This is a genomic window from Glutamicibacter creatinolyticus, assembly GCF_006094275.1.
Taxonomy (GTDB): Bacteria; Actinomycetota; Actinomycetes; order Actinomycetales; family Micrococcaceae; genus Glutamicibacter; species Glutamicibacter creatinolyticus.
In genome coordinates, this window is sequence record NZ_CP034412.1 from 3,074,645 (window position 1) to 3,098,949 (window position 24,305).

Consider the following 24,305-nt stretch of genomic DNA (forward strand, 5'->3'; position numbering starts at 1 on the left):
ACCCGGGTGCGTCCCTGCCCGCCTGAAGTCTGTTGCCGGCACCTGGGCGGGCTGGGACCCTGCGCGCGGGGTTAGTAGGTGACCAGGGTGCGCACCGCCCGACCGGCGGCGAGCTCCTCCAGCCCGTCGTTGATCTCATCCAGGGTGCAGGTGCCCGAAACCAGTTCCTCCACCGGCAGCCGCCCTTCGCGCCACAGCCGCTCATAGAACGGGATGTCCGTCGCCGGCACTGCCGACCCCAAGTAGGAACCAATAATGGTTCGGGCCCCGGCGGTCAACGCCAGCGGTTCGATCTGGCTCATCGCCCCGGGCGCCGGCAAGCCGACGGTTACCAGGGTGCCGCCCACCGCGGTGGCACTGAACGCGGTCTCAAAGGCACGCGGGTGGCCGGCCGCCTCGATCACCACCGCGGCGCTCAGCCCCTGCTGGGCCAGCTGCTGCGGGGTGAGTGCCACATCGGCTCCCAACCGTTGGGCGGTGCGCAGCTTCTGCGGGTTCATGTCCACCGCAATCACCTTGCCGTGCGGCGTGTGCGCGCCGGCACCGGTCCTGGTGCTGCCGGGGTCCTTTCCAACCGATGGGCCGGGATCGCGCACGGTTGCCAGGGCCACCAGCAGGGCCGCCATCCCCACCCCGCCCAGGCCCACTACCAGGATGCTGTCCCCCGCGGTGGCGCGTGCCGCGTTGCGGATCGCTCCGCCGCCGGTGAGTACCGCGCACCCCAGCACCGCCGCCACCTGCGCAGGCACGTCGTCGCCGACCGGCACCAGGCTGCGGGCGTCCATCACCGCATGCGTGGCAAAGCCGGAAACCCCCAAATGGTGGTTGAGGGCCCTCCCGCCGCGCATCAACCGCCGCTGCCCGCCCAGCAGCGTACCGGCGGTGTTGGCGGCACTGCCGGGGGTGCAGGGCAGCTTGCCGTTGGTGGCGCATGCCGGGCAGGTCCCGCAACGCGGCAGGAAGCTGGAGACCACCCGCTGCCCCACCCGCAAACCCTGAACCCGATCGCCGAGCTGTTCGACGATGCCGGCGCTTTCATGACCGAGCACCATGGGCAGCGGTCGGGGCCGGTTTCCGTCGACCACCGACAGGTCCGAATGGCACAGTCCGGCCGCCTCGATGCGCACCAGCACCTCTGCGGGGCCCGGATCGTTCAGCTGCACCTGCTGCACGCGCAGTGGTTGGGAGGCGCCGTAGGGGCGCGCTGCGCCCGATTCCTCCAGCACTGCCGCACGAATGCTTCGCATCAGGCGCCTTGGCGGGCGGGCCGGCTGGGCTGCGCGGATCCTTGGCCCGACTGCTCGCCAGCGTCCGGACCGGAAATCGGGTTGTAGCCCCGAACGTTGCCGTCGGGTACCAGGTTTTTCACGATCAGCGAGCAGTCCTTGTCGGCCAGCCCCTGGCTGATCAATTCGTCGAAGTGTTCCTGAGCCAGGGTGGCGGCCGGCAGCCTCACCCCGGTCTGTTGCCCCGCCGCCAGGGCCAGGGCGACGTCCTTGCGGGCCAGATCGGTGCGGAAGGTGGCGTCGAAATTGTTGTTCGCCGCTGCGGTGTCGATGATTCCGGGGACCGGGTACCAGGTCTGCTGCGCCCAGGACCGTCCGGAGGAGACCGAGACGATCTGCCAGAACACTTCGGGATCCAGTCCCAGCTTCTCGGCCAGCTGGGAGCCCTCCGCGCTGGCCATCAGGTCGATGAACAGCATCATGTTGTTGCAGATCTTCGCCGCGATCCCCATGGTCGGCCCACCGGCGACGATGGTTCGCCCGGACATCGGTGCGATCAGCTCGGTGGCCCGCTGCATCAGGTGTTCCTGGCCCCCAAGCATGAACGCCAAGGTCGCGGCCGCAGCCCCGGAGATCCCTCCGGAAACCGGCGCATCCACGAATTCCAGGCCCCGTTCGGCCGATCCCTGATGGATGTAGCGGGAAGTTTCCACGTCGACGGTGGAAGAATCCAGCAACAGCATCTGCGCGGTGGCGTTCGCCCAGATCCCCTCCGGCGCTTCATAGACCGAACGCACATGCTCCCCCTTGGGCAGCATCGTGAACACCGCGTCGGCCCCGTCCATGGCCTCTGCAATATTGGGGGCAATGCGCACCCCGCCGGCGGCCGCGGCTGCGCAGGCCTGCTCGTTCAGGTCGTAGCCGCGCACCTCATTTCCGGCCTTCACCAGGTTTGCGGTCATCGGACCGCCCATGTTGCCCAACCCGATCCATGCGTACACGCTCATGTCCTCACCCTTTCCGTCGGCGCCCTCACCCCTGGCCTACCTGTGGCTGAGGGTGCTGTCAGTGGCGCACCGTCTCACTGTCTGCCCCCAGCGTAGGTGCGCCACATCACCTTCTCAATGCACACTGTGAGGGGAAAATTGCAAGGCTGTCGTGCATTGACGCACACTATTCCCATGGAGCGCCCCATCGACTACCGTCATCTTGAATCCCTGATCGCTTTTTTGACCGTGGCCCGGCTCGGGCGCTACACGGCGGCTGCGAACGTGCTCGGAGTGAATCACTCTACGATCTCCCGACGGATTGCCGCGCTGCAGAAGGCCATGGGCGGCCGGTTGCTGACCCGCACACCGAACGGGTGGGAACTGACCGACCTGGGACGGCGTGCCATGGTTTCAGCCGAAACGATCGAACAGGCGGTGGCGGCCATTGGCGCGGACGGGGACTCCGAGCAGCTCAGCGGGCACGTGCGGATCGCCGCTCCCGACGCATTCAGCGCCCACCTGGCCGCCCCGGCGTTGGCCAGACTGCACCGGACCCACCCGCAGCTGGTCTTCGAGCTGGTCTCCGAAACAACCCGCACCCGCCAAACCCGCACCGGCATGGACCTGGAGATCGCCATCGGCCAGCCTTACGTGCGCCGCGCGGTATCCACGAAACTGCTGGATTACGAGCTGCGGCTCTACGCGACGGAAGAGTATCTGCACGCGCACGGGCATCCCACGCGCCTGGAGGACCTGTCGGAGCACTATCTGAACTACTACATCGACACCGCCCTGACCGTGGACAAGCTCGATGACGCGAGCGCGGCACTGCCGCCCATGCGCCGCGCGGTGTCCTCCACCAGCATCGCGGTGCAGTTCTCGGCGACGATGTGTCACGCGGGAATTGGGCTACTGCCCGAATTCCTCTCCCGGCAGTACCCCAACCTTGTGCCGGTGCTGCACGAGCAGTTCAGCCACCATGCCGAGTACTGGCTGGTCGGCCGGGAGGAGGCGCTGCGCAGCCGGGCGGTGCAGGCGACCGTCCAGGCCTTTACCCAGGCCGCAAAGGACCAGGACTGGTTCATCGCCCCGTTCACGCCATCTGCTCCAACCCCGCCGGAACGTTAAAATTCCATAGTCAGAGCGCACGCGCCTAACTGTTTCACCTGTTGCCTGAAGGCCGCTGCCCGTTATTTGTTTGACAGTCCCTTAATCCGCGATGACGGGACTGTCGGCCAACCAGCCTTGGCATGGTGCCTTCCCCCGCCTGCTAATGATCCGGAGGGTATTGTCAGCAAGACTAATAGGCAGCGAAGTGATTGCTGATTAGGGGCGCGGCGCTAGATACCTGGGCGCCTGTCACAACCTGGATGCGAGGCATCACTGTGAACGGTTGGCCGATAATCGGGCGGCCCGGCACGGCGAAGGCCCCGACGGATCTTCGTGTCGGGGCCTTCGCGCTGCAGCACCGCTGCCAACCAACCACGGTGCCGTGCGGCGGGTTAGTTCTGCCGGGCCCGGCCATCCTCGCCCAGGCGGGGATCGGACTGGGCTTCAAGACCCGGCGTTGGTTCCGCGTCCGCCACCGGCGCCCGCAGCCCGTTGTCGCGACGGTCCTGCTCATCGATGCTGCCCAGGTCCAACCCCTTGGTTTCCCGCAGGAAGAACACGGCGACGAGGGTCACCAGGGCCGCGAACACCACATACCCGGCGACCGGAATCCAGCTGCCGGTCACCCGCAGCAGGGCCGCGGCAATGATCGGCGCCATGGAGCCGGCGACGATCGAGGTCACCTGGTAACCCAAGGACACCCCGGAATAGCGCATCCGGGTGGGGAACATTTCGGCCATGATGGCCGGCTGCCCGGCGTACATCAGTCCGTGAACGAACAGCCCGGCGACGATCGTCATCAGGATCACGAAGTCGTTCTCCGTGTTGAACAGCGGGAAAGCGACCACACCCCACACTGCCATGAGGATCACGCCCGCCGCGTAGACCGGACGTCGCCCCATGGTGTCGGTGAAGCGCCCGATCACCGGGACGATGATCGCGTGGAACACGTGAGCCAGCAGCATCAGCTCCAGGATGACCGAGGTCTGCATGTGCAATTGCACGCTCATGTAGGTGATCGAGAAGGTCACCACCATGTAGTACAGGATGTTCTCCCCGAAGCGCAGTCCCATGGCCGTAAAGACCCCACGCGGGTAGCGCTTGAACACCTCGGCAACCCCGTACCCGGCGGCTGCGTTTTGTTCCAGTTCGGCCTTGGCCTCCTGGAAGATCGGGGCGTCGGTGACCCGGGTGCGGATGTAGTACCCGACCAGTACGATGACCACCGACAGCCAGAAGCCCACACGCCAGCCCCAGGCCAGGAAGGCCTCGGGACTCAGCGTCCACGAGAGCACCAGCAGCACCACGGTGGCCAGCAGGTTGCCTATCGGCACTGCCGCCTGCGGCCAGGAAGACCAGAAACCACGCTCCCGGTTGGGCGCATGCTCGGCCACCAGCAGCACCGCACCGCCCCATTCGCCGCCCACGGCGAAGCCCTGCAGGAAACGCAGGACGATCAACAGGATCGGGGCAGCGTAGCCGATGGAGTCGAATGTGGGCAGGCAGCCCATCAGGAACGTGGTGACCCCGACCAGAATGATCGCCACCTGCAGCAGATGCTTGCGCCCGTACTTGTCGCCGAAGTGGCCAAAGACGATGCCGCCGATCGGACGGGCCACAAAGCCGACCGCGTAGGTCAGGAACGCCTTGATGATGTTGTCCAGGTCGTTGCCCGTATCCGGGAAGAAGATCTTATTGAAGACCAGGGTCGCCGCGGTAGCGTACAGGAAGAATTCGTACCATTCGACCACGGTTCCGGCCATGGAGGCCGCGACGACCCGGCGCAGCCCCTTGCGCTCGGATCTGCTTGAGGTTTCAGATGCCACTGTTTTTCCTTCCAGCCCCGGGGATCCCAGGTTGGACCCCGCCCCTCAGCACCAGAGTATGGCCCAGATCACACTCCCAAGGGAAGGTGCGCGGCAGTGAATTCAGGAGCGGATTACGCACATCAAGCGTGCAGCAATGCACAGTAGCCGGCTTCCCGGATGCGGCAGAATGGTACGGGAAACTTGCGGCGCCCTCAGTCCGGGCGCGAACTTCCGCCAGTTGCCCGCAGACAGGAGAGACGCGTGAACGACGCACCCCGCCGGCCGCAGGTCCACGGCGTGAATCCGGACCCGCAGACCCGCTGCGCGCACTACCACCGGGACGTCGACGTCATCGCGATCAAGCACTACTGCTGCGCCAGGTACTACCCCTGCCACCTGTGCCACGCCGAGCTGGCCGATCACCCGGCCCAGGTGTGGCCGTTACGCCACTTCGACCAGCCGGCAGTGCTGTGCGGAGTGTGCGGCACCCAAATGAGCGTCGCCCAATACCTGGGCACCGACCACTGCCCGCACTGTGCGGCGCAGTTCAACCCCGGGTGCAAGCTGCACCGCGAACTGTAATTCGCCGGCGCGGAAACATGCCGCGGCAGCGACACGGACCAGCCCCTGCCGGGCCTCGAATCCCGGCCCGGCAACTAGCGCCCCTGCCCGTCCGGGGAGCGGCTGCCCCCGCGTGGAGTTCGTTCCCGTGCGGAATTCGATCCCCCGTGGGGTTCGAACCCGCGGTGGGATGCCGGCGTTAGCCCCGGCGCGGGGCGGCGGCTATCCTTCCCAGGGAAGCCGGCCGGATTCGTTGGCGACCTGCGGCACCACCAGGACCGGGCGGCCCTGCCGGTGCGACAGGCTCACGGCGATCGACCCGTCAATGAACTGCTCCATGCGGTTGCGCCAGCCCTTGCGGCGCGTGCCGACCACGATCATGTTGGCATCCAGCTCCTCGGCCAGTTGCGCCAGCGCCTTGGCCGGGTCCCCTTCCACCTCGCGCGCCTCCCAGCTGACCTGCAGCGGATCGAACACCTCAGCCAGGTGATCGCGCAGCCCCTGCGGGAACGGCACCTCCTGCTCATCGGGGTGCGCCGAGCCGCTGATCGCCGGGCTGGCCTCGGCCAGGTTCTCGGGCAGGCGCTGGGTGATGAACCGTCCGGTGTGCACGTGCACGCACACCACGCGGGCCTGCAGCTGCGCGGCCAGCGGGGCGACCGCGTTGAGCACCGTCGGGGACTGGTCCGGCTCGACGCCGACCAGCAGGGTGGCGGTAGAAGGGGACGGGTTCTGGGTCATCGGTACTCCCGTGCTCGTGCAGCACCTGCGCCACTCAAAGTGCAGGTGGCGGCGAGGATCTTCGCCGCTCAACCCCAGTATGGCATGGCCGCCGAACGCTTTGGCACCGCCGGACACCCCGCCCCGGCGGTACTGCGCGGATACAGCGCGGATGCTGTCGGGCAGGGCCGGTAGGGTGGGGTGCATGCTGCAGATCCTGGCGATCAGCGGGTACCGTTCGGTGCGCGACCTGGTCATCGAACTGGCCCCGCTGACCGTGATCACCGGAGCCAATGCGGTGGGCAAATCCAACGTCTACCGCGCGCTGAAGCTGATCAGCGAACTCGGCCACGACGGGGCGATCGCCTCCCTGGCCCGCGAGGGCGGGCTGGGTTCGGCCGCATGGGCCGGACCGGAGGCCGGAAGCCGTCCGCGCGGCAGGCGGGACTCGGGACCGGCGCAGGGCACGGTGCGCGGCGGGACTCGGGACCGGCGCAGGGCACGGTGCGCCGCGAACCGGTCTCCTTGAAGCTGGGGTTCGCCTCCGAAGAGTACGGGTACGCGGTGGACCTGGGGCTGCCGGTGCCGGACACGGACATGCGCGACCCGAGCATGTTCGGCCAGGACCCGGTGCTCAAGAGCGAGGCGGTCTGGTTCGGCCCGGTGCTGCGCCCGTCGACCACCAGCGTGCTGCGCCAGGGGGCGCTGGTGCAGATTCGCGGGCAGGCGCGCCTGGAGGACAGCGGGCTGCGGCTGCCCGAGTGGGAGTCGGTGCTCTCCACCATCGACGCCTCCAGGGCCCCGGAAGTGAGCCAGCTGCGGGTGATGCTGCAGGGCTGGCGGTTCTACGATGCGCTGCGCACCGATGCCGGCGCACCGGCCCGGGCCGAGCGGATCGGCACCCGCACCCCGGTGCTGGCCTCCGACGGGGCGGATCTGCCTGCGGCGGTGCGCACCATCCACGAGATGTCCAGTCCCGCGGCGTTCAACCAGGCGATCGCCGACGCGTTTGACGGATCCCGCCTGGAGGTGCGATCGGAGCACGGGCGCTTCAGCCTGCACCTGCACCAGCCCGGCCTGTTGCGCCCCCTGCAGGCCAGTGAGCTTTCCGACGGGACACTGCGCTACATCCTGCTGGCCACCGCCCTGCTCTCCCCGCGCCCGGCCCCGCTGCTGGTGCTGAACGAACCGGAAAACAGCCTGCACCCGCAGCTGCTGCCGGCGCTGGCGGCCCTGATCGCCCACGCCTCCCGGGACTCGCAGATCGTGGTGGTCTCCCACTCCCCGCAGCTGGTGGCGGCGCTGGAGCGTGAGGGGGCGCTGCGCCACGAACTGCTCAAGGAGGCCGGGGAGACGATCCTGCAGGACCAGGGAGTGTTCGACCGGCCGGCCTGAGCCTGGCCGCGGCGCTAGCTGCCGCACTGCGCACCGGCGCTGCCGAGTTGACCGCCCGCGTCGCTGCTCAACGCCGGGATGGGGCAGCTAGAGCGGGGCGTCCTGGCCCTGCGGGACGTCCAGTCCCAGCAACGCGTTCTCGGTGACCTCCATCAGCGCCGGGTGGATCCAGTACTGGCCGCGGGCCGCGGTGTAGGCGTCGATGCCCAGGTTCATGGCCATCACCACCGGCTGGATCAGGTTTGAGGCCTGGTAGCCCATCACGTGCGCGCCCAGGATCGAACCGTCACGCCGATCGGCGACGACCTTGAACAGCCCGGTCTGATCCTCCAGCGCCCAGCCGTAGGCGGTGTCCCCCACCATCTGGGTTTTGGTGCTCACGTTCTGCCGGCCGATGCACTGCACCGCCTCCTGCTCGGTCAGCCCGATCTGCGCCAGCTCCGGGTGGGTGAACACCGCCGCGGGCACCGCCCGGTCGGAATTCGCCCGCAGCGCGTGCGGGTGCTGCAGGTTGTGGGCGACCACCCGGGCCTCGTAGTTGGCCACGTGCTTGAGCTGCTCGGTGCTGCAGATGTCCCCCAGCGCGTAGAGCCCGGGCACCGGCTGGCCGCCGCGCAGCACCCGCTGGTACTCATCGACCACCAGCCGGCCGTCCTGGTGCAGGTCCAGCCCGGCCTGCTGCGCGCCGATCAAATCCGTGTTGGGCTTGCGCCCGGTAGCCACCAGCACGATGTCCGCGGTGTGGGTGCCCGCGCTGGTGTGCACTTCCAGGGTCCCGTCCGCGTTCTTGGTGATCCGCTGGGTTTCGGTGTTGCGCTCAACGTTCCAGTACTTCGGGGCCTCGGCGTTGAACGCATCGCGGATCTCCGTGTCCATGTGCCGCATCAGGTGTTGGCGGCGGATCAGCTGGGTGGTGCGGGAGCCCAGCCCGGAGAAGATCGCGGCGAACTCGCAGGCGATGAACCCGCCGCCGACGATCACGATCCGCTCCGGCAGGCGCTCCAGGCGCATCACCGTGTCCGAGGTGTGCACCCCGGGCAGGTCGCAGCCCTCGATGTCCGGGATCACCGCGCGGGATCCGGCCGCGATCACCAGCTGCTCGGCGCTGATGCTGGTGCCCTGGGCGGTGCGAAAGCCGTGGGTGCCATCCAGGGTCACCTCTTCGGCGATGACCTGCACGTTGGGCGACTGGTCCCGGTATTCGTAGCCGTTCTGCGCGATCGGGTCGATGCGGGAGAAGATCCGGTCGCGGATCGCCGGCCAGTCGGCGCTGCCCTCCGGCAGGGACACGTTCAGCCGCTGCGCCTCGACGGGGGTGCGGGCCAGTTCGGCCGGGCGCACGAACATCTTGGTGGGGATGCAGCCCACGTTCAGGCAGGTGCCGCCGAACGGCCCCTTTTCCGCGATGGCGACCTGCTTGTCGTCCCAGTAGTCGGTGAGCAGCGTGTTGCCCGAGCCGGCGCCGATGATTGCCAAATCCACCTGATGCTGTGTCATGAGCTCATCGTAGGCACCTTCCCTGCCCGGCGCACAGTGTCGCACGTCGCATTGCGGCGTCGGGCCGCTCTCACCGGTGGTCCGCGGCGCGGCCTCCCATCATCCGGGGCCGGCTCCCATCATCCGGGGGCGGCTCCCATCACCCGGGCCCGGCTCCTACTGCCCGGCGGCCAGCTGCCCCAGCTCGATGGAGGTGTCCTGCAGCCGTTCCGGGTCGATGCGCTGACCCACCAGGGAACGCAGCGTGTCGTTCACATCCCAGATGTTCACGTTCATCGCCGCGGTGATCCGCCCCTCACGCAGCCAGAACATGATGAACTCGCCCTCGTCCATGTCCCCGCGGACCACATCGGCGTCCCCGTCCTGGCGGTCCCCGACGTACTCCATTCCCAGCTCGAACTGGTCGGTGAAGAAGTAGGGCAGCCAGTCATACTGCTCGTCGGCGCCGGTGAGCGTGGCCGCGGCCAGCTTGCCCTGGCGGATCGCGTTGTCCCAGTGCTCCACCCGCAGCTGGCGGCGCAGCGTCGTGTTGAACGCCTGGGCGATGTCCCCGACGGCCAGCACATCCGGGTCCGAGGAGCGCAGGGACGCGTCGACCACCACCCCGTGATCGGTTTCGATCCCGCTGGCGGCGGCGACCTCCAGGTGCGGGCTGGCGCCGATCGCCAGGAGCACCAGGTCCGCGCCGGTCTGCCAGCTGCCGGCGTGCACCACCAGCTGATCGGCGCCGCGTTCGATCCGGCCCACGTGGGTGGCCAGCTCAAACTGCACCCCGGCCTCCTGATGCATCCGGGTCAGGTGGTTGCCGAAGGGTTCGCCCAGCACATTGCCCAGCGGGATGCGCGACGGGGAGATGACGGTGACCTCCGCGCCCTGCTGGCGGGCGGAGGCCGCGGCCTCCATGCCGATCCACCCCGAGCCGACGATCACCAGACGGGTGCCCTCATTCAGGTCCTCGCGCAGCGCCCGGGCGTCGTCAATGGTGCGCAGCACCCGCACCCCGGGCAGGTCCGCCCCCTCAATGCCGCCGCTGGGGTTGGCCCGCGACCCGGTGGCCAGCACCAGCTGGGCGTAGTCCAAGGTGCCGCCGCCGTCCAGGGTCACCCGTTTGGCGGTGCGGTCGATCGCCTCCACCCGGGTGCCCAGCAGCAGATCGATGTCGTGCTTGGCGTACCACTGCGCGTCGTGCACGGTGAAGTCCGGCAGCTCGCTGCTGCCCTGCAGGAAGTCCTTGGACAGCGGCGGACGCTCATAGGGCAGGTGCTCCTCGCCGGCGATCAGGGTCACCGCCCCGCCGTAGCCGCGTTCACGCAGCTCGCTGGCCGCGGTGGCGCCGGCCAAGCCGCCGCCGATGATGATCACTGGTGCCTCTGACATGATCCTGCCCCTTCTGGGCGCCGGGACCGACCCCGGGCCCCGGTGTTGCCTTGAGCCTGTCCTCTGCTTCGATCCTCACACCGTTGCCCGGGGCGTGGCAAGAGCTGGAGCGTGGTGAGGCAGGTTCCCGGGAGCTGGAGGCTGACCGAGACGCATCTCACAGGCAGCGGGATTTGCGCGATAATTGGCGGCACCCGCGCCGGGGGTTGCCGGGCGTTAACCTGCGGTTCAGGCGCCGGTTGCCGGTGCGACAGCTGGCTTGGGCAGCATCGGCCCTGGTGCCGCCGCATCGATCACGGCGGCCAGGAAAACTTCAGTTGAAGGGTAGATCATGTTTTCTCGTACCAAGAGGTTGGTTCCGGCGGCGGCCGCGCTGGTGTTGGGCGTCGGCGCCCTGTCCGGGTGCTCGGTGGGTGCCGGGGCGGTGGAGTCCAGCCAGGATCCGGCCCCGCTGCTGGATCGTGCCGCCACCGGTGGGCTCTCCGAGCACGGCGGGGCGCGGCGCATGGACGGTGACACCACCGATGCGGTGCGCGAGGCGGTGAAGGACGCCGGGGCGAAGAACGTCATCCTGCTCATCGGCGACGGCATGGGCGATTCGGAAATCACGGCCGCACGCAACGTCGCCGAGGGTGCCGGCGGCTTCTTCAAGGGGCTGGACGCGCTGCCGCTGACCGGGCAGTACACCCACTACGCGCTGGACAAGGAAGGCAAGCCGGACTACGTGACCGACTCGGCCGCCAGCGGGACCGCCTGGGCCACCGGCACCAAGTCCTACAACGGTGCGATCTCGGTGGACATCCACGGCAAGAGCCAGCAGAGCCTGCTGGAACTGGCGAAGGAAGGCAACCTCGCCACCGGCGTGGTCACCACCAGCGAAATCCAGGACGCCACCCCGGCCGTGCAGTATTCGCATGTGGCCGAGCGCAAGTGCTATGGCCCGGAGGCCACCAGTGAGAAGTGCGCGCAGAACGCCCTGGAAAACGGCGGCGCCGGCTCGATCACCGAGCAGATGCTGGCCACCCGTCCGGACCTGGTGTTCGGCGGCGGGGCGGAGACCTTCGCGGAGAAGGCCAAGGCCGGGGACTACAAGGACAAGACCCTGCGCCAGCAGGCCAACGAGCGCGGCTACACGATCGTGGAGGACACCGCCGGGATGCAGCAGGCCCAGGCGGCGAACCAGGACACCCCGCTGCTGGGGCTGTTCGCCGAGGGCAACATGGAGGTGCGCTGGACCGGGGACCTGGCGTCCAAGGACGGCATCTCCAAGCCGGCCCAGCAGTGCAAGGACAACCCGGCGCGGGACTTCGAAAAGGCCCCGGACCTGAAGAGCATGACCTCCAAGGCGATCGACCTGCTCAAGGACGATGAGGACGGGTTCTTCCTGCAGGTCGAGGGCGCCTCGATCGACAAGCAGGACCACGCGGCGAACCCGTGCGGGCAGATCGGCGAGACCGTGGACCTGGACGAGGCGGTGCAGGAGGCGCTGGCCTTTGCCAAGGAAGACGGTGAGACCCTGGTGGTGGTCACCGCCGACCACGCGCACACCAGCCAGATCGTGGCCCCGGACACCGAGTCCCCGGCGCTGACCTCCAAGCTGGTCACCGCGGACGGCAGTGAGATGGCGATCCTCTACGGCACCGGTGAGGAGGCCGCCTCCCAGGGCCACACCGGCGCGCAGCTGCGCATCGCCGGCTACGGTCCGGGGGCCGCGAACGTGGTGGGCCTGAGCGATCAGACGGACCTGTTCTTCACGGTGCGTGACGCGCTGGGGCTGGGCAAGTAGCAGCACCGCAACCCCAACAGCATCAGGGGCCGATCCAGTGGGTCGGCCCCTGATGTGCTGCGTGGAAAGTGGGTGCGGTTCAGCCTCTGGCACCGCGGCGGCAGCCGGTGCGGGGGTCGCACCCGGTGCGGCGGCCGCACCCGGCGGCGGGTTAGCGCAGCACCACGGTGCGGTTGCCCCAGAGGAATACCCGCCCCTCGCAGTGCCAGCGCACCGCGTTGGACAGGGCCTTGCATTCGCTGTCGCGCCCGGCGGCGACCAGGTCCTCGGGCATGTAGGTGTGGTCCACCTCCACCACCTGCTGGGCGATGATCGGCCCCTCGTCGAGCTCCGAGTTCACGTAGTGGGCGGTGGCGCCCACCGTCTTCACCCCGCGCTCCCACGCCTGGTGGTAGGGCTTGGCCCCCTTGAAGGAGGGCAGGAAGGAGTGGTGGATGTTGATGGTCTTGCCGGTCAGCTCGGTGGCCAGTTCATCGGAGAGCACCTGCATGTAGCGGGCCAGAACCACCAGTTCGGTGCCGGTCTGCTCGATCAGCTGCAGCAGTTCGGCTTCCGCGGCCGGCTTGGTCTGCTTGGTGACCGGGATGTGGTGGAAGTCGATGTCGTGCCATTCCACCAGTGAGCGGTGGTCCGGGTGGTTGGAGACCACCGCGACCACATCGATGGGCAGCTCCCCGGTGTGGGCACGGAATAGCAGGTCGTTCAGGCAGTGGTCGAACTTCGAGACCATGATCAGGGTGCGGGTCTTCTGCCCGCGTTCGCGCAGGTTCCAGTCCATCCCCCATTCCTCGGCGACCGGGGTGAAGTCCTCGCGCAGCCGCTGCAGCAGGTCCGCACCGTCCTGCCCGGCGAAGTCCACGCGCATGAACAGGCGCTCGGCGCTCATGTCATCGAACTGCTTCAGCTCCACGATGGTGCGCCCGTGCTTGACCAGGAAGCCGGTGACGGCGTGCACGATGCCGGCCGCCTCCGGGCATTGCAGGGTCAGAACGTGCCGGACCTGCTCGCTCATCCTCGTTTGTCCTTTCACTTCTTCACCAGGCGCCCGCCCGGTGCCCGCGAGTGTTCGCGGCCGGGTCGCGCCTGGTGTGTTTGCTTCCAGCTTAGGGCCTTGGGGCCGGTGGGTTTGGGCCGGTCCAGTTTGCTGGACTGGATTGACGGAGCCGGGCTCAGCACTGGGCCAGGGTCAGCGCCAGCCCGCCGCGCGAGGTTTCCTTGTACTTGCTTTTCATGTCCGCCCCGGTAGCGCGCATGGTCTCGATCGCCGCGTCCAGGCTCACCGTGTGCTGCCCGTCCCCGTGCAGGGCCAGGCGGGCGGCGTTGATGGCCTTCACCGAGGCGATCGCGTTGCGTTCAATGCATGGAATCTGCACCAGCCCACCGACCGGATCGCAGGTCAACCCCAGGTTGTGCTCCAGCGCCACCTCCGCGGCGTTCTCCACCTGTTCAGGGGTGCCGCCAAGCACGGCGCACAGTCCTGCGGCTGCCATCGCGCACGCCGAGCCGACTTCGCCCTGACATCCAACTTCTGCCCCGGAGATCGAGGCATTGGTTTTGATGATGATCCCGATCGCGGCGGCGGTAAGCAGGAACTGGATGACCTTCTCATCGCTGGCGCCGGTGACGAAGCGGGTGTAGTAATGCAGCACCGCAGGAATGATTCCGGCCGCCCCGTTGGTCGGGGCGGTGACGATCCGCCCGCCTGAGGCGTTTTCCTCATTGACGGCCAACGCGTAGAGGTTCACCCATTCCATCGCCCACAGCGGATCCATCGACTCCGACGCTTTGGCCTCAGCTTCCTGCCGACGCAGGCGTTCGCGCAGGGCTGGGGCACGACGGGTGACGTTCAGGCCGCCGGGCAAGGTTTTCTCGGTACGCCGACAGCCGTTCTCGACGCACTGCTGCATGACCTTCCAAATCTCCAGCAGTGCGTCGCGGACCTCGGTTTCGCTGCGCCAGGAGAGCTCGTTCGCCCACATCACCTCGGCAATGGATTTGCCGGTGGCGGCACAGGTCTCTAGGAGCTCGGCGCCCGAGGTAAATCGATAGACGGCGTCGTTTTCGGTGTTCAACGGAGCCTGGAGCTCTTGGTCGTTCACTACGAACCCGCCGCCAATTGAGTACAGTGTTTGGCTGGCCAGCTCGGTGCCGTCGGAGTTAAAGGCGGCAAATCTCATGGCATTCGGATGTCCGGGCAGGGACTTGCGAGAATGCAACACCACATCGGCGTCGATCGAAAACTCGATCGGGGCCCGCCCGGCCAGCCGCAGGACCGCCGAGTCCCGGATCTGCTGAATCAAGTCCGGCACTTCATCGGTATTCACAGTGGCCGGGTCATGTCCCGCCAACCCGAGGATGACCGCAATATCCGAATGATGGCCGATGCCGGTGGCTCCCAGGGAACCGAACAGCTCGGCGCGCACCCGTGCCACCTGCCCAAGTACCCGCCCATTCAGGGCGGCCGCGAAGCTCGCGGCCGCCCGCATCGGCCCCACCGTGTGTGATGATGAGGGACCAATGCCAATGGAAAACATGTCCAGCGCGGACAGTGCCATCTAGTCCACCTCTGGCGAGCCGAACTCGGTCATGGCGTCGACCAGCCACCGTACCGTGTGCTCGGTGAAGGAGGCACGCGGAAGAATCCGCCAGGTCTGCTCGCTGACCCTCCACAGCAGCACCGGGACGTTCGCCACCGTGGTGGTGATCGCCTGATTCACGGCAAACGCGCTGGGGTGCAGATCCGCCGGGCAGCTCTTGCGCAGCACCAGCGGCGCAGACGGGCCTTCCAGCTCCAGCACGCTGCGGTTGGCCGACAAGTCCACGACCTGGCCGGCCTGGTCTCCCAGCGCCTGGGTGAGTTGCTCGCTCAGCTGAACGTTCTCGGGTGCAAACACCAGGAATTCATCAGGTCCGAGCCACAGCACGGCAGTGCCGGTGACATCTCCGGCGACCTCACCCACCTGTGCGGGCAGGCCGACCCCCGTGGCGTCAGCCAGCTGCTGGTGGCCGGCGGTGCCGGGTGCTGCGCGCAAACCCACCTGGGTGGCGAAAGCGACCTCGCGTAGGGCCACCGCACGCTCGCCGGTCACGGTCGCCGCCGCCATCTCCCCGGCAAGGTGCTCGGCCGGGGAGCGGCGCAGGACGGTGGTTTCGATCAGAGTGTTGTTAGCCATCTCGGCGGCTTCCTTCCGGGTCAAAGAGTACGGTTTCGGAGACCACGACGTCGACCAGGCGGTCGCCAATCGGTGTCTTCAGCGTTTCGCCGATACGATTACGCCCATTCTTGATCAGCGCCAGTCCGAAGGTCCGGCCCAGGGCGGCCGAGTTGTAGGAGCTGGTCACCCACCCGTCCATCGGGGTGATGCCGTTCTCGGTGCCCGCGTCGGCAGCGACCAGGGCGGCGCCTTCCGGCAGACGCAGGGTTTCGTCGACCGGCAGCACCGATACCAGTTGCTTGCGGTCATCCCGCAGGTTGTCATCCCGCGAGAAGGAGCGCTTGCCCACGAAGTCCTTGATCTTGGAAACAACCCACTCCATGCCCGCATCCTGCGGGGTCACCGTGCCGTCCGTATCCTGCCCCACGATGATGAAGCCCTTTTCCGCGCGCAACACGTGCATGGTCTCGGTGCCGTACGGGGTGATGTTGAATTCCTGACCGGCTGCGTAGACATCTTCCCAGATCTTCAGTCCATGCCAGCTGGGGACCGCGATTTCGAAGGCCAACTCGCCGGAGAACGAAATACGCGAGATCCGGGCCTCGATGCCGCTGTCCAGGGTGACGTCCTGGAAGGCCATGAACTTGAATGCGTCGTTGGAGACATCCAGGTTGGACGCCAATTTCCCGATGACATCACGGGAACGTGGACCGACCACTGCCACGGTCGCGAACTGCTCGGTCACCGAGGTGCACGTTACATCCAGTTCAGGCCACTCGGTCTGCAGCCACTCCTCCAGCCAGTCAAGCACGTCGGCGGCCCCGCCGGTGGTGGTGTGCATGAGGAAGCGGTCTTCAGCCAAGCGCAGGGTCACCCCGTCGTCGAAGATCATTCCATCGGCCTTGCACATGACGCCGTAGCGCCCCATGCCCACCTTCAACTTGCTGTAGCCGTTGGTGTACATGCGGTTGAGGAACTCGGCAGCGTCCTTGCCCCGGATTTCGATCTTGCCCAGGGTTGTGGCGTCGAGCATGCCGACGGAATCGCGCACCGCGGCGCACTCGCGCAGCACGGCCGCGTCCATGTCCTCCTCGCCCTGCGGGAAGTACCAGGCGCGCTTCCACTGTCCCACGTCCTCAAACTTTGCCCCGTGTTCCAGGTGCCAGGAGTGCATCGGGGTGATGCGCGCGGGGTCCAGCAATTGTCCGCGGGTACGACCAGCCAGAGCCGCGAACGCTACCGGAGTGTAGGGGGCGCGGAAGGTGGTGGTTCCGATTTCCGAGGGGTCCTCGATGCCCAGCACGGCGGCGATCACGCCGATGGCTGCCACCCCGGAGGTCTTGCCCTGGTCGTTCGCCGTGGAAATGGAGGTGTACCGCTTGATGTGCTCCACGGACCTCATTCCGGCCCCGGTGGCGCGCAGCACGTCAGCCACGGTCTGGTCACGCTGCAGGTCCACGAAGTGGCGCGTGTAGTTCGCCGCGTCGTCGCCATTTAGCGAAGGAACCAGCCACACCGGGCGAGTCTCCCCGAGGGCGGTTTCGGGCGCCTGCGGGACGGTGGCCACATGCTGGTAACCGGCAGCCGAGGCGGCTGCCGCCCCGGTGGCGGCACCGGTTGACAGGGCACCGGCGGTGTCCAGCCGTCCGGTCACTGCCCCGGCCAGGTGTTGGTTGGCCACGGCGTCGGCGGGCACGAAGGCGTGGATGGTGGTGTCCCACACCAGCTTGCCCTGCCGCTGGGAGTGCAGGTGCACGACGGGGTTGAACCCGCCGGCCACGGCCAGCACGTCAACTTCGAAGCGTTCGTGGTCACCGAGCTCGCTGTTCTCGTCCAGTGGAGCGACCAGGATGGCTGATAGTTCCCCGGACTCATCCGCTTCGGTGTCGACAACTACCGAACCGGTCAGCACGGTCACCCCGTCGGCGACGGCTTCGGCCGCCGCCGCGGAGGCGGTCGACCGGGCGTCGATGACGGCGACCACCCCGCCGCTGGCCGCCAGTTCGGAAACTAGCGGGTAGACCGAATCATTGGTCGTAGCCACCGCGATGCGCTGTCCCACGCGGACACCGTAGCGGTTCAGGTAGCTTCGAACCGCTCCGGCCAGCATGATGCCGGGCCGGTCGTTGTTTTCGAATACCATCGGCCGCTCGTGGGCCCCGGTGGCCAGCACAACTTGCTTGGCACGCACATGCCAGACGCGTTCGCGCGAAACTCCCTTGCCGGCCGGACCGTTGAGGTGCACCGTGCGCCGCTGTACGGCAACGATGTAGTTCGCATCGTAGGAGCCGAGCACAGTGGTGTTCTGCAGGTGGGTGGTCTCCTCGGCCTGCGCCAGCTCCGCGGTGACCTCCTCGATCCAGTTGGAGGCGTCCTTGCCGTCGATCTGCTCCCCGGATGTGTCGCGCAGGGTGCCGCCAGCCTCGGTGCGCTCATCCATCAGCAGCACACGGGCACCAGAACGGCTGGCCTCACGCGCCGCGGCCAGGCCGGCCGGCCCTGCCCCCACGACCAGCACATCGGTGTGTACGTGGACATGGTCGTAGTAGGCCGGATCCGTGGTTGGGTCCAGTACGCCCAGGCCCCGCAGCAAAGTGGCGTGCATCCGGTCGGTGACCGTAACGGTCGTGGCGGGAAGCATCGATTCGTCGATGTCCTCGTGGTGGCGGGCCGCCACGGTGATGAGCGCGTTGGGTTCCTCAACTCCGGCAGAGAAGATGCCCCGGGGGCGGTTCAAATACATCGAGTTGCCACAGGAGCGCATCCCATTGGCGAGCATGGCGCTAGCGACGGTGTCCCCCGACAGAGCGGAGAGCTGCTGGCCGTCAACGGTGAGCAGCAAAGCCTCCTCACGCTGAACACGCGCGGACGGTGCCATGGCGGCGTCCAGCCGGTAGGGCTTGTTCTGGCTCATCGGGTACCTCCCTGGGTGTTCTGCAGTTCCGGGCGTGCTTCCCCGGCGCGGTAAACGGCCTTGAATTCGTAGGTGACGGTGTCGCGAAGGGCGTTGAACCACTTGCGGCACCCTCCGGAGTGGACCCAGCGTTCGGCGAAGATCCCCTTCGGGTTCTGGCGGTAGAACAGGAAGTGGGCCCATTCCTTGTCGCTCAGCGCGTGGGGGTCGGCGGGGTAGGCGACGTGCGCCTGCCCGCCGTACTTGAATTCGGTTTCATTGCGTGGCCCGCAGTTCGGGCACTCAATCAGCATCATGGTGGCGGCTCCTAGTGGGCCACGGCGGCGGCGCCGTGTTCGTCGATGAGGTGTCCGGTTTCGAAGCGATCCAGGCTGAACGGGGCGTTCAGGGCGTGCGGTTCATCGTTGGCGATGGTGTGGGCCAGGGTGAACCCGGCCCCGGGGGTGCCCTTGAACCCGCCGGTCCCCCAGCCGCAGTTCACGTACAGGTTCTGGATCGGGGTCTTGGAGATGATCGGGGAGGCGTCCATGGTGGTGTCCACGATTCCACCCCAGGTGCGCAGCACGTGGGCCCGGGCGAAGATCGGGAACAGCTCCACCGCGGCGGCCATCTGCTCCTCGATCACGTGGAAGGCGCCGCGCTGGCCGTAGCCGTTGTAGGTGTCGATGCCCGCGCCCATCACCAGTTCGCCCTTGTGCGCCTGGGAGACGTAGACGTGGATGTGGTTGGACATCACCACGGTCGGGTGCACCGGCTCGAACAGCTCGGAGACCAGCGCCTGCAGCGGGTGGGACTGGATCGGCAGCTCAAAGCCGGCCATTTCGGCCAGCACCGAGGAGTGACCCGCCCCGGCCAGGGCGACCTTGCCGGCGTGGATGGTGCCACGGGTGGTCTTCACCCCGGTGACCTTCTCCCCGTCCTTCAGGAAACCGATGACCTCGCAGTTCTGGATGATGTCCACGCCCATCTCATTCGCCTTGCGGGCAAACGCCCAGGCGACGTGGTCGTGCTTGGCGATGCCGGCGCGCGGCTGGTAGGTGGCCCCCATGACCGGGTAGCGGATGTCATCCCCGGTGTTGATGATCGGGCAGACCTCCTTGACCTGTTCGGGGCTCAGCCATTCGGCATCCACGCCGTTGAGCTTGTTCGCCTCGACTCGGCGCACCGATTCGCGCACGTCGCCCAGCGTGTGGGCCAGGTTCAGCACGCCGCGCTGGGAGAAGAGGAAATCGTAGTCCAGTTCCTCGGGCAGCTGCTCCCACAGCTTCAGCGACTTCTCGTAGATTCCCGAGGACTCGTCCCACAGGTAGTTGGAGCGGATGATGGTGGTGTTGCGGGCCATGTTCCCGCCGGCCAGCCAGCCCTTTTCCAGCACGGCGATGTTCGTCATGCCGTGGTTCTTGGCCAGGTAGTAGGCCGTGGCCAGGCCGTGTCCGCCGCCGCCGACAATCACGGCGTCATAGGAGGACTTCGGTTCGGGGTTCGCCCAGAGGAATTCCGGGTGCTCAGGCAGCAAGTCAGCCATGATTATTCTCCAATCTTCTTCAGGTTTGGGTAGAGCGGGTGGGCCGCAGCCAAATCCAGCACCCGCTGCTTCAACTCCCCAAGCTTGCCCGTACTACCGTCGCCAACGCCGGGGTACCGATCCGCAACCCCGAAGTCACCATCGGCGGACGCGGATCAAACGGCACCGCATTACGGTTCACCGTGATCTCCACCTGCGCCAACAAATCCTCGGCCTGCTGGCCATCGAGCTCGCTGTTACGCAGATCCACCAACACCAAATGCACATCAGTGCCGCCGGTCAGCACGCTGATCCCCTTGGCCTCGACATCGGCCTGGGACAAACGCTCAGCCAGGATCCGCGCACCAGCCAACGTCCGCTCCTGGCGTTCCTTGAACTCTTCCGACGCGGCGATCTTGAACGCCACCGCCTTGCCCGCGATCACATGCTCCAACGGCCCACCCTGCTGACCCGGGAACACCGCCGAATTCAGCTTCTTGGCAATCTCCGCGTCATTCGACAAAATAATCCCGCCACGCGGACCAGCCAAAGTCTTATGCGTGGTCGAGGTGACCACATGCGCATGCGGCACCGGCGACGGATGCAACCCCGCAGCCACCAAACCAGCAAAGTGCGCCATGTCCACGAACAGGTACGCACCGACCTTGTCCGCGATCTCACGGAAGCGGGCGAAGTCCAACTGGCGCGGATACGCCGACCAGCCGGCCACGATCATCTTCGGGGAATGCTCAACCGCCAGACGCTCGACCTCGTCCATGTCCACCAGGTTCGTCGCCTCATCCACCCCATAGGGCACGATATTGAACAACCGTCCGGAGAAGTTCAGCTTCATCCCCTGGGTCAAATGCCCGCCGGGGGCCAGATTCAACCCCAGCACGGTATCCCCCGGACCCACCAGCGCGTGATACACCGACGCGTTGGCCTCCGCCCCCGAATGCGGCTGGACGTTGGCGAACTTCGCCCCGAACAACGCCTCCACGCGCTCAATGGCCAGAGTCTCGATCACGTCGACCTCTTCACAGCCACCGTAATAGCGGCGGCCCGGGTACCCCCCGCCATACTTGCTCGTAAACACCGACCCCTGCGCCTGCATCACCGCCTGCGCCGTATGATTCTCCGAAGCAATCATCTCCAGGCCACGCTGCTGACGCGCCAACTCAGCATCAATCCGCGCCGCCACCTCAGGATCAAGCTCACCCAACGACTGGGTCAGCGATTCTGCGACGGGTGACTGGGTTTCCAGCATCTATCCCTCCAAAGTGTACGAATTGCCGACAACTGATATATCAATGTCTGCGTCTTAGCGTATGATCTAACTCACAGCCCGTCAATGGGTTGGGGAATTATTTTTTACCAGCCCTTTCCAAGGCAGAATCAGCGAGTCCATGGCGGAGCGGTCCTACCGGATTCTGCGCGACCGCCTGATCATGATGGACATCGCCCCCGGCGACCCGATCAACGAGGCGCTGCTCGCTACCGACCTCGGCATGGGGCGCACCCCCATCCGCGAGGCGCTGAAGCGCCTGGAAGTGGACCACCTGGTGATCTCCTACCCGCGCCGCGGGACCTTCGCCACCGGGGTGGACATCACCGAGCTGGCCGCCATCTCCGAAATGCGTCAGGTTCTGGAGCCGTTGGCCGCGCAGCGGGCGGCCGAGAATCGCGGCGGCGCCTTGCGCGAGGAGCTGACCCGCACGATGCAGGCGATCCGCCAGCTCGATCCATTGCGGGACCGGCGCCAGCTGATGGAATACGACCTGGAAGTGCACCGGCTCATTTATCGTGCCGCCCAGAACCACCACCTGGAGGAAACGCTGGTGCGCCTGGACAACCTCGCGACCCGGATCTGGTGCATGGTCCTGGACCGGTTACCGGACATTCACGCTCACATTTCCGAACACGCCACGCTGATCGAGCTGATCCTGGACGGGGCCAGATGAACGGTCAGGATCCTGCCGGTCTCCCGTGGGTCCCCACCGATCAGCGCGAAGATCTTGGTCAGGCGCTTATGCATGGTTTGCCGCTCCAGGTATCGACTGTCATCATTCCCACCGGCGCCACCGAGCAGCACGGGCCACACCTGCCGCTGGGCGTGGATGCGATGCTTTCCCGGGCCATCGCCGCCGAAGTGGCCCGGCAGGTGGGCGCGCTGGTGGCGCCGGAGTTCTCCTACGGCTATAAGTCGCAGCCCCGTTCCGGGGGCGGGAACCACCGGCTTGGGACCACCAGCCTGGGAGCAGCCGCGCTGACCGGCATGATCGACGATGTGGTCTCGTCCTTCATCGACCAAGGGGCGTGTAACGTCATCGTGCTGAACGGGCACTTTGAGAACTACCAGTTCCTCTATGAGGGTCTGGACAACGCGGTCGCCCGGGCGGGCCGCCAGGGCTCGGGTTCCCGCGGGGTGCTGATGTCCTACTGGGATTTCGTGGACGAGCACACCCTGGCCCAGGTTTTCCCTGACGGTTTCCTGGGATGGGACATCGAGCACGGCGGTGTGCTGGAAACATCGCTCATGCTGTTGCTGCATCCGGAACTGGTTGACATGGATCGGGTAGTCGATCATCCACCCGCCGTCCTGACGCCCTACGACATTTTTCCCGAAGGACCCGGGGCGCACCCCCGCCAGCGGGCATCATTCCACCGCTGGATCGCCTGCTGATCCGCACCATTCCCCCGCTGCTCATCGGCGCGGTCATCCTGTGGGTGTTGCTGAACCCCACCGGCGCCTCAACGGTGATCTCCGACCTGCGAACCTTGGTGACCGGGAAGTTCACTTGGCTGTTCATCCTGTATTCGGCATTCGCGGTCATTGTCTGCATCTGGCTTTCCTTCAGCAGGGTGGGGCGCATCCGTCTGGGCGGGCCCAAGGCGAAACCCCAGCACAGCAAGTTTGCCTGGTATTCCATGCTGTTCGCCTGCGGCCAGGGCATCGGGCTGATCTTCTGGTCGGTTGCCGAACCGATCATGCTGCGCGATGAGAACCCGGTCATTCCCGCCGGCGCAACGGGCGCCGCGGAGGGTGGGATCGTGTGGACCTATTTCCATTGGGGCCTGACGGCGTGGGCCATGTACTGCGTGGTGGCGGTCTGCCTGGCCTATTCGCACCACAACCTGGGCAAGACGTTGACCTTCAGGGAGGCCACCGTCGACATCCTGCCCAAGTGGTCGCAGCGCGGCGCCGGCGTAGTAGTTGAGCTGCTGGCCATCATTGCCACGGTGCTGGGGCTGGCCACCTCCTTCGGGTTCGCGGCCCTGCAGTTCAGTTCCGGGATCACCTCCTTCACCGGAATCACCTCCAGCCCGATGATGTGGCTAATGGTCATCGCGGTGTTCGCCGGGATCACGGCGATTTCCGCGATCGTGGGCATCAACAAGGGGATGGCGCGCATATCGAGCCTGAACTCGATCCTCAGCATTATCCTGGTGGGCGCGGTATTCATCTTTGGACCCACGCTCTACATCGTGTCCAACCTGTCCCAGACCTTCGGCAGCTTCATGTCGAACTTCATTCACATGAGCCTGTGGACCGATGCGGGAAGCACCGCCAATCCCCTCAGCACCTGGCAGGACAGCTGGAACGGCTGGTGGACGGTGTTCATCTGGTGCTGGGTCATTGCCTTCTCGCCATTCGTCGCCGGGTTCATCGCCCGCATCTCCCGGGGCCGCACCATCCGCGAATTTGTCCTGGGGGTGACGGTGATCCCCACGCTGATCGTGATGATCTGGGTGGGCGTGATCGGTTCGGCCGCCATCTACTATGACGACCGCGCGGAGCGCGGCATCAGTGCCGCCGTAGCCGCCGACACCTCTGCGGGACTGTTCGCGATGCTGGACCATGTGCCGCTGATCGGCACGATCCTGCTGGTGGTGTCCACGATCCTGGTGGCCACCTATTACGTCACCTCCCTGGATTCGGGGATCTATGCGCTCAGCGAGTTTGTTTCGGCGCCCAACAAGTCCGGGCCCATCTTCCGGGTGGTGTTGGTGCTGTCCATCGCCACCGTGGCCACGGTGCTGCTGACCCTGGGCGGCACGGCGGTCGTCGATACGGTGCAGACCGGCACGATCATTGGGGCATTCCCGTTCTCCTTCGTAATCCTCTTGATGATCGTCAATCTGATTCGACGTCTGCTCAAGCGCGACAAGGCGATCAAGCAGCTGGAAAAGGACATCAACAATCCCGACCCGTCGCTGATCTTCACCGCTGACCCCAGCGGTTCGGGCGCAATAGGAGTCGAC

Annotated in this window: 19 protein-coding genes and 2 pseudogenes; 8 read left to right on the plus strand and 13 right to left on the minus strand. The window is 66.6% G+C overall.

Going from position 1 to position 24,305, the window contains the following annotated elements:
- Positions 1-71 precede the first annotated feature (71 nt).
- Both GcLGCM259_RS14075 and mmsB read right to left on the minus strand, forming a co-directional pair.
- On the minus strand, positions 72-1,247 hold the full coding sequence (locus tag GcLGCM259_RS14075) for an alcohol dehydrogenase catalytic domain-containing protein (protein ID WP_138927003.1): 1,176 nt from the start codon (positions 1,245-1,247) through the stop codon (positions 72-74).
- A complete protein-coding gene (gene mmsB / locus GcLGCM259_RS14080) occupies positions 1,247-2,233 on the minus strand; it encodes a 3-hydroxyisobutyrate dehydrogenase (RefSeq protein ID WP_138927004.1) in 987 nt (328 codons plus the stop codon). The genes GcLGCM259_RS14075 and mmsB overlap by 1 nt, the downstream gene beginning before the upstream one ends.
- Before the next feature lie 174 nt (positions 2,234-2,407).
- Between mmsB and GcLGCM259_RS14085 the strand changes: the two genes are divergently transcribed.
- Positions 2,408-3,343, plus strand: a complete 936-nt coding sequence (locus tag GcLGCM259_RS14085) for a LysR family transcriptional regulator (RefSeq protein WP_246049634.1) — start codon at positions 2,408-2,410, stop codon at positions 3,341-3,343.
- 374 nt (positions 3,344-3,717) lie between these two features.
- On the opposite strand, the gene GcLGCM259_RS14090 is transcribed toward GcLGCM259_RS14085, so the two are convergent.
- Positions 3,718-5,151: an MFS transporter gene (locus GcLGCM259_RS14090; protein ID WP_281283952.1), complete on the minus strand. Its 1,434-nt coding sequence runs from the start codon at positions 5,149-5,151 to the stop codon at positions 3,718-3,720.
- Positions 5,152-5,394: 243 nt separating this feature from the next.
- Here GcLGCM259_RS14090 and GcLGCM259_RS14095 point away from each other — a divergent pair, with 243 nt between their 5' ends.
- Positions 5,395-5,715, plus strand: a complete 321-nt coding sequence (locus tag GcLGCM259_RS14095; RefSeq protein WP_246049635.1) for a CHY zinc finger protein — start codon at positions 5,395-5,397, stop codon at positions 5,713-5,715.
- Between the two features lie 201 nt (positions 5,716-5,916).
- Here the strand turns inward: GcLGCM259_RS14095 and GcLGCM259_RS14100 are convergent, their stop codons facing one another.
- The gene (locus GcLGCM259_RS14100; protein ID WP_054821724.1) at positions 5,917-6,435 is read right to left on the minus strand and encodes a universal stress protein; all 519 of its coding nucleotides are present in this window, start codon (positions 6,433-6,435) and stop codon (positions 5,917-5,919) included.
- 184 nt (positions 6,436-6,619) lie between these two features.
- Between GcLGCM259_RS14100 and GcLGCM259_RS15625 the strand changes: the two genes are divergently transcribed.
- A complete protein-coding gene (locus GcLGCM259_RS15625) occupies positions 6,620-6,943 on the plus strand; it encodes an AAA family ATPase (RefSeq protein ID WP_246049637.1) in 324 nt (107 codons plus the stop codon).
- Positions 6,919-7,809 carry an AAA family ATPase gene (locus GcLGCM259_RS14105; protein WP_246049638.1) on the plus strand — a complete coding sequence of 297 codons (891 nt, stop codon included), beginning with the start codon at positions 6,919-6,921 and terminating at the stop codon, positions 7,807-7,809. Before GcLGCM259_RS15625 ends, GcLGCM259_RS14105 begins: the two co-directional genes overlap by 25 nt.
- A gap of 87 nt (positions 7,810-7,896) precedes the next feature.
- Here GcLGCM259_RS14105 and GcLGCM259_RS14110 read toward each other — a convergent pair whose 3' ends face one another.
- Together GcLGCM259_RS14110 and GcLGCM259_RS14115 are read right to left on the minus strand one after the other, a co-directional pair.
- The gene (locus GcLGCM259_RS14110) at positions 7,897-9,306 is read right to left on the minus strand and encodes a mycothione reductase (RefSeq protein ID WP_138927007.1); all 1,410 of its coding nucleotides are present in this window, start codon (positions 9,304-9,306) and stop codon (positions 7,897-7,899) included.
- Positions 9,307-9,462: 156 nt separating this feature from the next.
- Positions 9,463-10,683, minus strand: a complete 1,221-nt coding sequence (locus tag GcLGCM259_RS14115) for an NAD(P)/FAD-dependent oxidoreductase (RefSeq protein WP_138927008.1) — start codon at positions 10,681-10,683, stop codon at positions 9,463-9,465.
- 331 nt (positions 10,684-11,014) lie between these two features.
- On the opposite strand from GcLGCM259_RS14115, the gene phoA reads away from it, so the two are divergent.
- A complete protein-coding gene (gene phoA / locus GcLGCM259_RS14120; RefSeq protein ID WP_138927009.1) occupies positions 11,015-12,469 on the plus strand; it encodes an alkaline phosphatase in 1,455 nt (484 codons plus the stop codon).
- 151 nt (positions 12,470-12,620) lie between these two features.
- Here the strand turns inward: phoA and purU are convergent, their stop codons facing one another.
- The 7 genes and pseudogenes from purU to glyA all read right to left on the minus strand — a co-directional run bounded on the left by purU (position 12,621) and on the right by glyA (position 21,309).
- Entirely contained in the window at positions 12,621-13,481 is an 861-nt protein-coding gene (purU, locus tag GcLGCM259_RS14125; protein WP_138927010.1) for a formyltetrahydrofolate deformylase, read from the minus strand.
- A 157-nt stretch (positions 13,482-13,638) separates the two neighbouring features.
- On the minus strand, positions 13,639-15,024 hold the full coding sequence (locus GcLGCM259_RS14130; protein WP_138927011.1) for an L-serine ammonia-lyase: 1,386 nt from the start codon (positions 15,022-15,024) through the stop codon (positions 13,639-13,641).
- Entirely contained in the window at positions 15,025-15,642 is a 618-nt protein-coding gene (locus GcLGCM259_RS14135; protein ID WP_138927012.1) for a sarcosine oxidase subunit gamma, read from the minus strand.
- Positions 15,635-18,538: a sarcosine oxidase subunit alpha family protein gene (locus GcLGCM259_RS14140; RefSeq protein WP_175419457.1), complete on the minus strand. Its 2,904-nt coding sequence runs from the start codon at positions 18,536-18,538 to the stop codon at positions 15,635-15,637. The genes GcLGCM259_RS14135 and GcLGCM259_RS14140 overlap by 8 nt, the downstream gene beginning before the upstream one ends.
- Positions 18,535-18,834 carry a sarcosine oxidase subunit delta gene (locus GcLGCM259_RS14145; RefSeq protein ID WP_138176027.1) on the minus strand — a complete coding sequence of 100 codons (300 nt, stop codon included), beginning with the start codon at positions 18,832-18,834 and terminating at the stop codon, positions 18,535-18,537. The genes GcLGCM259_RS14140 and GcLGCM259_RS14145 overlap by 4 nt, the downstream gene beginning before the upstream one ends.
- Before the next feature lie 11 nt (positions 18,835-18,845).
- Positions 18,846-20,063, minus strand: a complete 1,218-nt coding sequence (locus tag GcLGCM259_RS14150; protein ID WP_054821666.1) for a sarcosine oxidase subunit beta family protein — start codon at positions 20,061-20,063, stop codon at positions 18,846-18,848.
- Between the two features lie 2 nt (positions 20,064-20,065).
- Positions 20,066-21,309 (minus strand): annotated as a pseudogene (glyA, locus tag GcLGCM259_RS14155) (serine hydroxymethyltransferase).
- A 139-nt stretch (positions 21,310-21,448) separates the two neighbouring features.
- Between glyA and GcLGCM259_RS14160 the strand changes: the two are divergent.
- The 3 genes and pseudogenes from GcLGCM259_RS14160 to GcLGCM259_RS14170 all read left to right on the plus strand — a co-directional run.
- A complete protein-coding gene (locus GcLGCM259_RS14160; protein WP_138927013.1) occupies positions 21,449-22,003 on the plus strand; it encodes a GntR family transcriptional regulator in 555 nt (184 codons plus the stop codon).
- A 77-nt stretch (positions 22,004-22,080) separates the two neighbouring features.
- Entirely contained in the window at positions 22,081-22,725 is a 645-nt protein-coding gene (locus GcLGCM259_RS14165) for a creatininase (RefSeq protein WP_246049641.1), read from the plus strand.
- Positions 22,698-24,296 (plus strand): annotated as a pseudogene (locus tag GcLGCM259_RS14170) (BCCT family transporter); the annotation flags it as partial. The gene GcLGCM259_RS14165 and the pseudogene GcLGCM259_RS14170, both read left to right, overlap by 28 nt.
- Positions 24,297-24,305 lie beyond the last annotated feature (9 nt).

Coding starts and splice junctions, on each gene's coding strand:
- GcLGCM259_RS14110 (WP_138927007.1), bottom strand. CDS start 9,306: ATGACACAGCATCAGGTGGATTTGGCAATCATCGGCGCCGGCTCGGGC.
- GcLGCM259_RS14130 (WP_138927011.1), bottom strand. CDS start 15,024: ATGGCACTGTCCGCGCTGGACATGTTTTCCATTGGCATTGGTCCCTCA.
- GcLGCM259_RS14160 (WP_138927013.1), top strand. CDS start 21,449: ATGGCGGAGCGGTCCTACCGGATTCTGCGCGACCGCCTGATCATGATG.
- GcLGCM259_RS14145 (WP_138176027.1), bottom strand. CDS start 18,834: ATGATGCTGATTGAGTGCCCGAACTGCGGGCCACGCAATGAAACCGAA.
- GcLGCM259_RS14075 (WP_138927003.1), bottom strand. CDS start 1,247: ATGCGAAGCATTCGTGCGGCAGTGCTGGAGGAATCGGGCGCAGCGCGC.
- mmsB (WP_138927004.1), bottom strand. CDS start 2,233: ATGAGCGTGTACGCATGGATCGGGTTGGGCAACATGGGCGGTCCGATG.
- purU (WP_138927010.1), bottom strand. CDS start 13,481: ATGAGCGAGCAGGTCCGGCACGTTCTGACCCTGCAATGCCCGGAGGCG.
- GcLGCM259_RS14150 (WP_054821666.1), bottom strand. CDS start 20,063: ATGGCTGACTTGCTGCCTGAGCACCCGGAATTCCTCTGGGCGAACCCC.
- GcLGCM259_RS14115 (WP_138927008.1), bottom strand. CDS start 10,683: ATGTCAGAGGCACCAGTGATCATCATCGGCGGCGGCTTGGCCGGCGCC.
- GcLGCM259_RS14100 (WP_054821724.1), bottom strand. CDS start 6,435: ATGACCCAGAACCCGTCCCCTTCTACCGCCACCCTGCTGGTCGGCGTC.
- GcLGCM259_RS14085 (WP_246049634.1), top strand. CDS start 2,408: ATGGAGCGCCCCATCGACTACCGTCATCTTGAATCCCTGATCGCTTTT.
- phoA (WP_138927009.1), top strand. CDS start 11,015: ATGTTTTCTCGTACCAAGAGGTTGGTTCCGGCGGCGGCCGCGCTGGTG.
- GcLGCM259_RS15625 (WP_246049637.1), top strand. CDS start 6,620: ATGCTGCAGATCCTGGCGATCAGCGGGTACCGTTCGGTGCGCGACCTG.
- GcLGCM259_RS14135 (WP_138927012.1), bottom strand. CDS start 15,642: ATGGCTAACAACACTCTGATCGAAACCACCGTCCTGCGCCGCTCCCCG.
- GcLGCM259_RS14140 (WP_175419457.1), bottom strand. CDS start 18,538: ATGAGCCAGAACAAGCCCTACCGGCTGGACGCCGCCATGGCACCGTCC.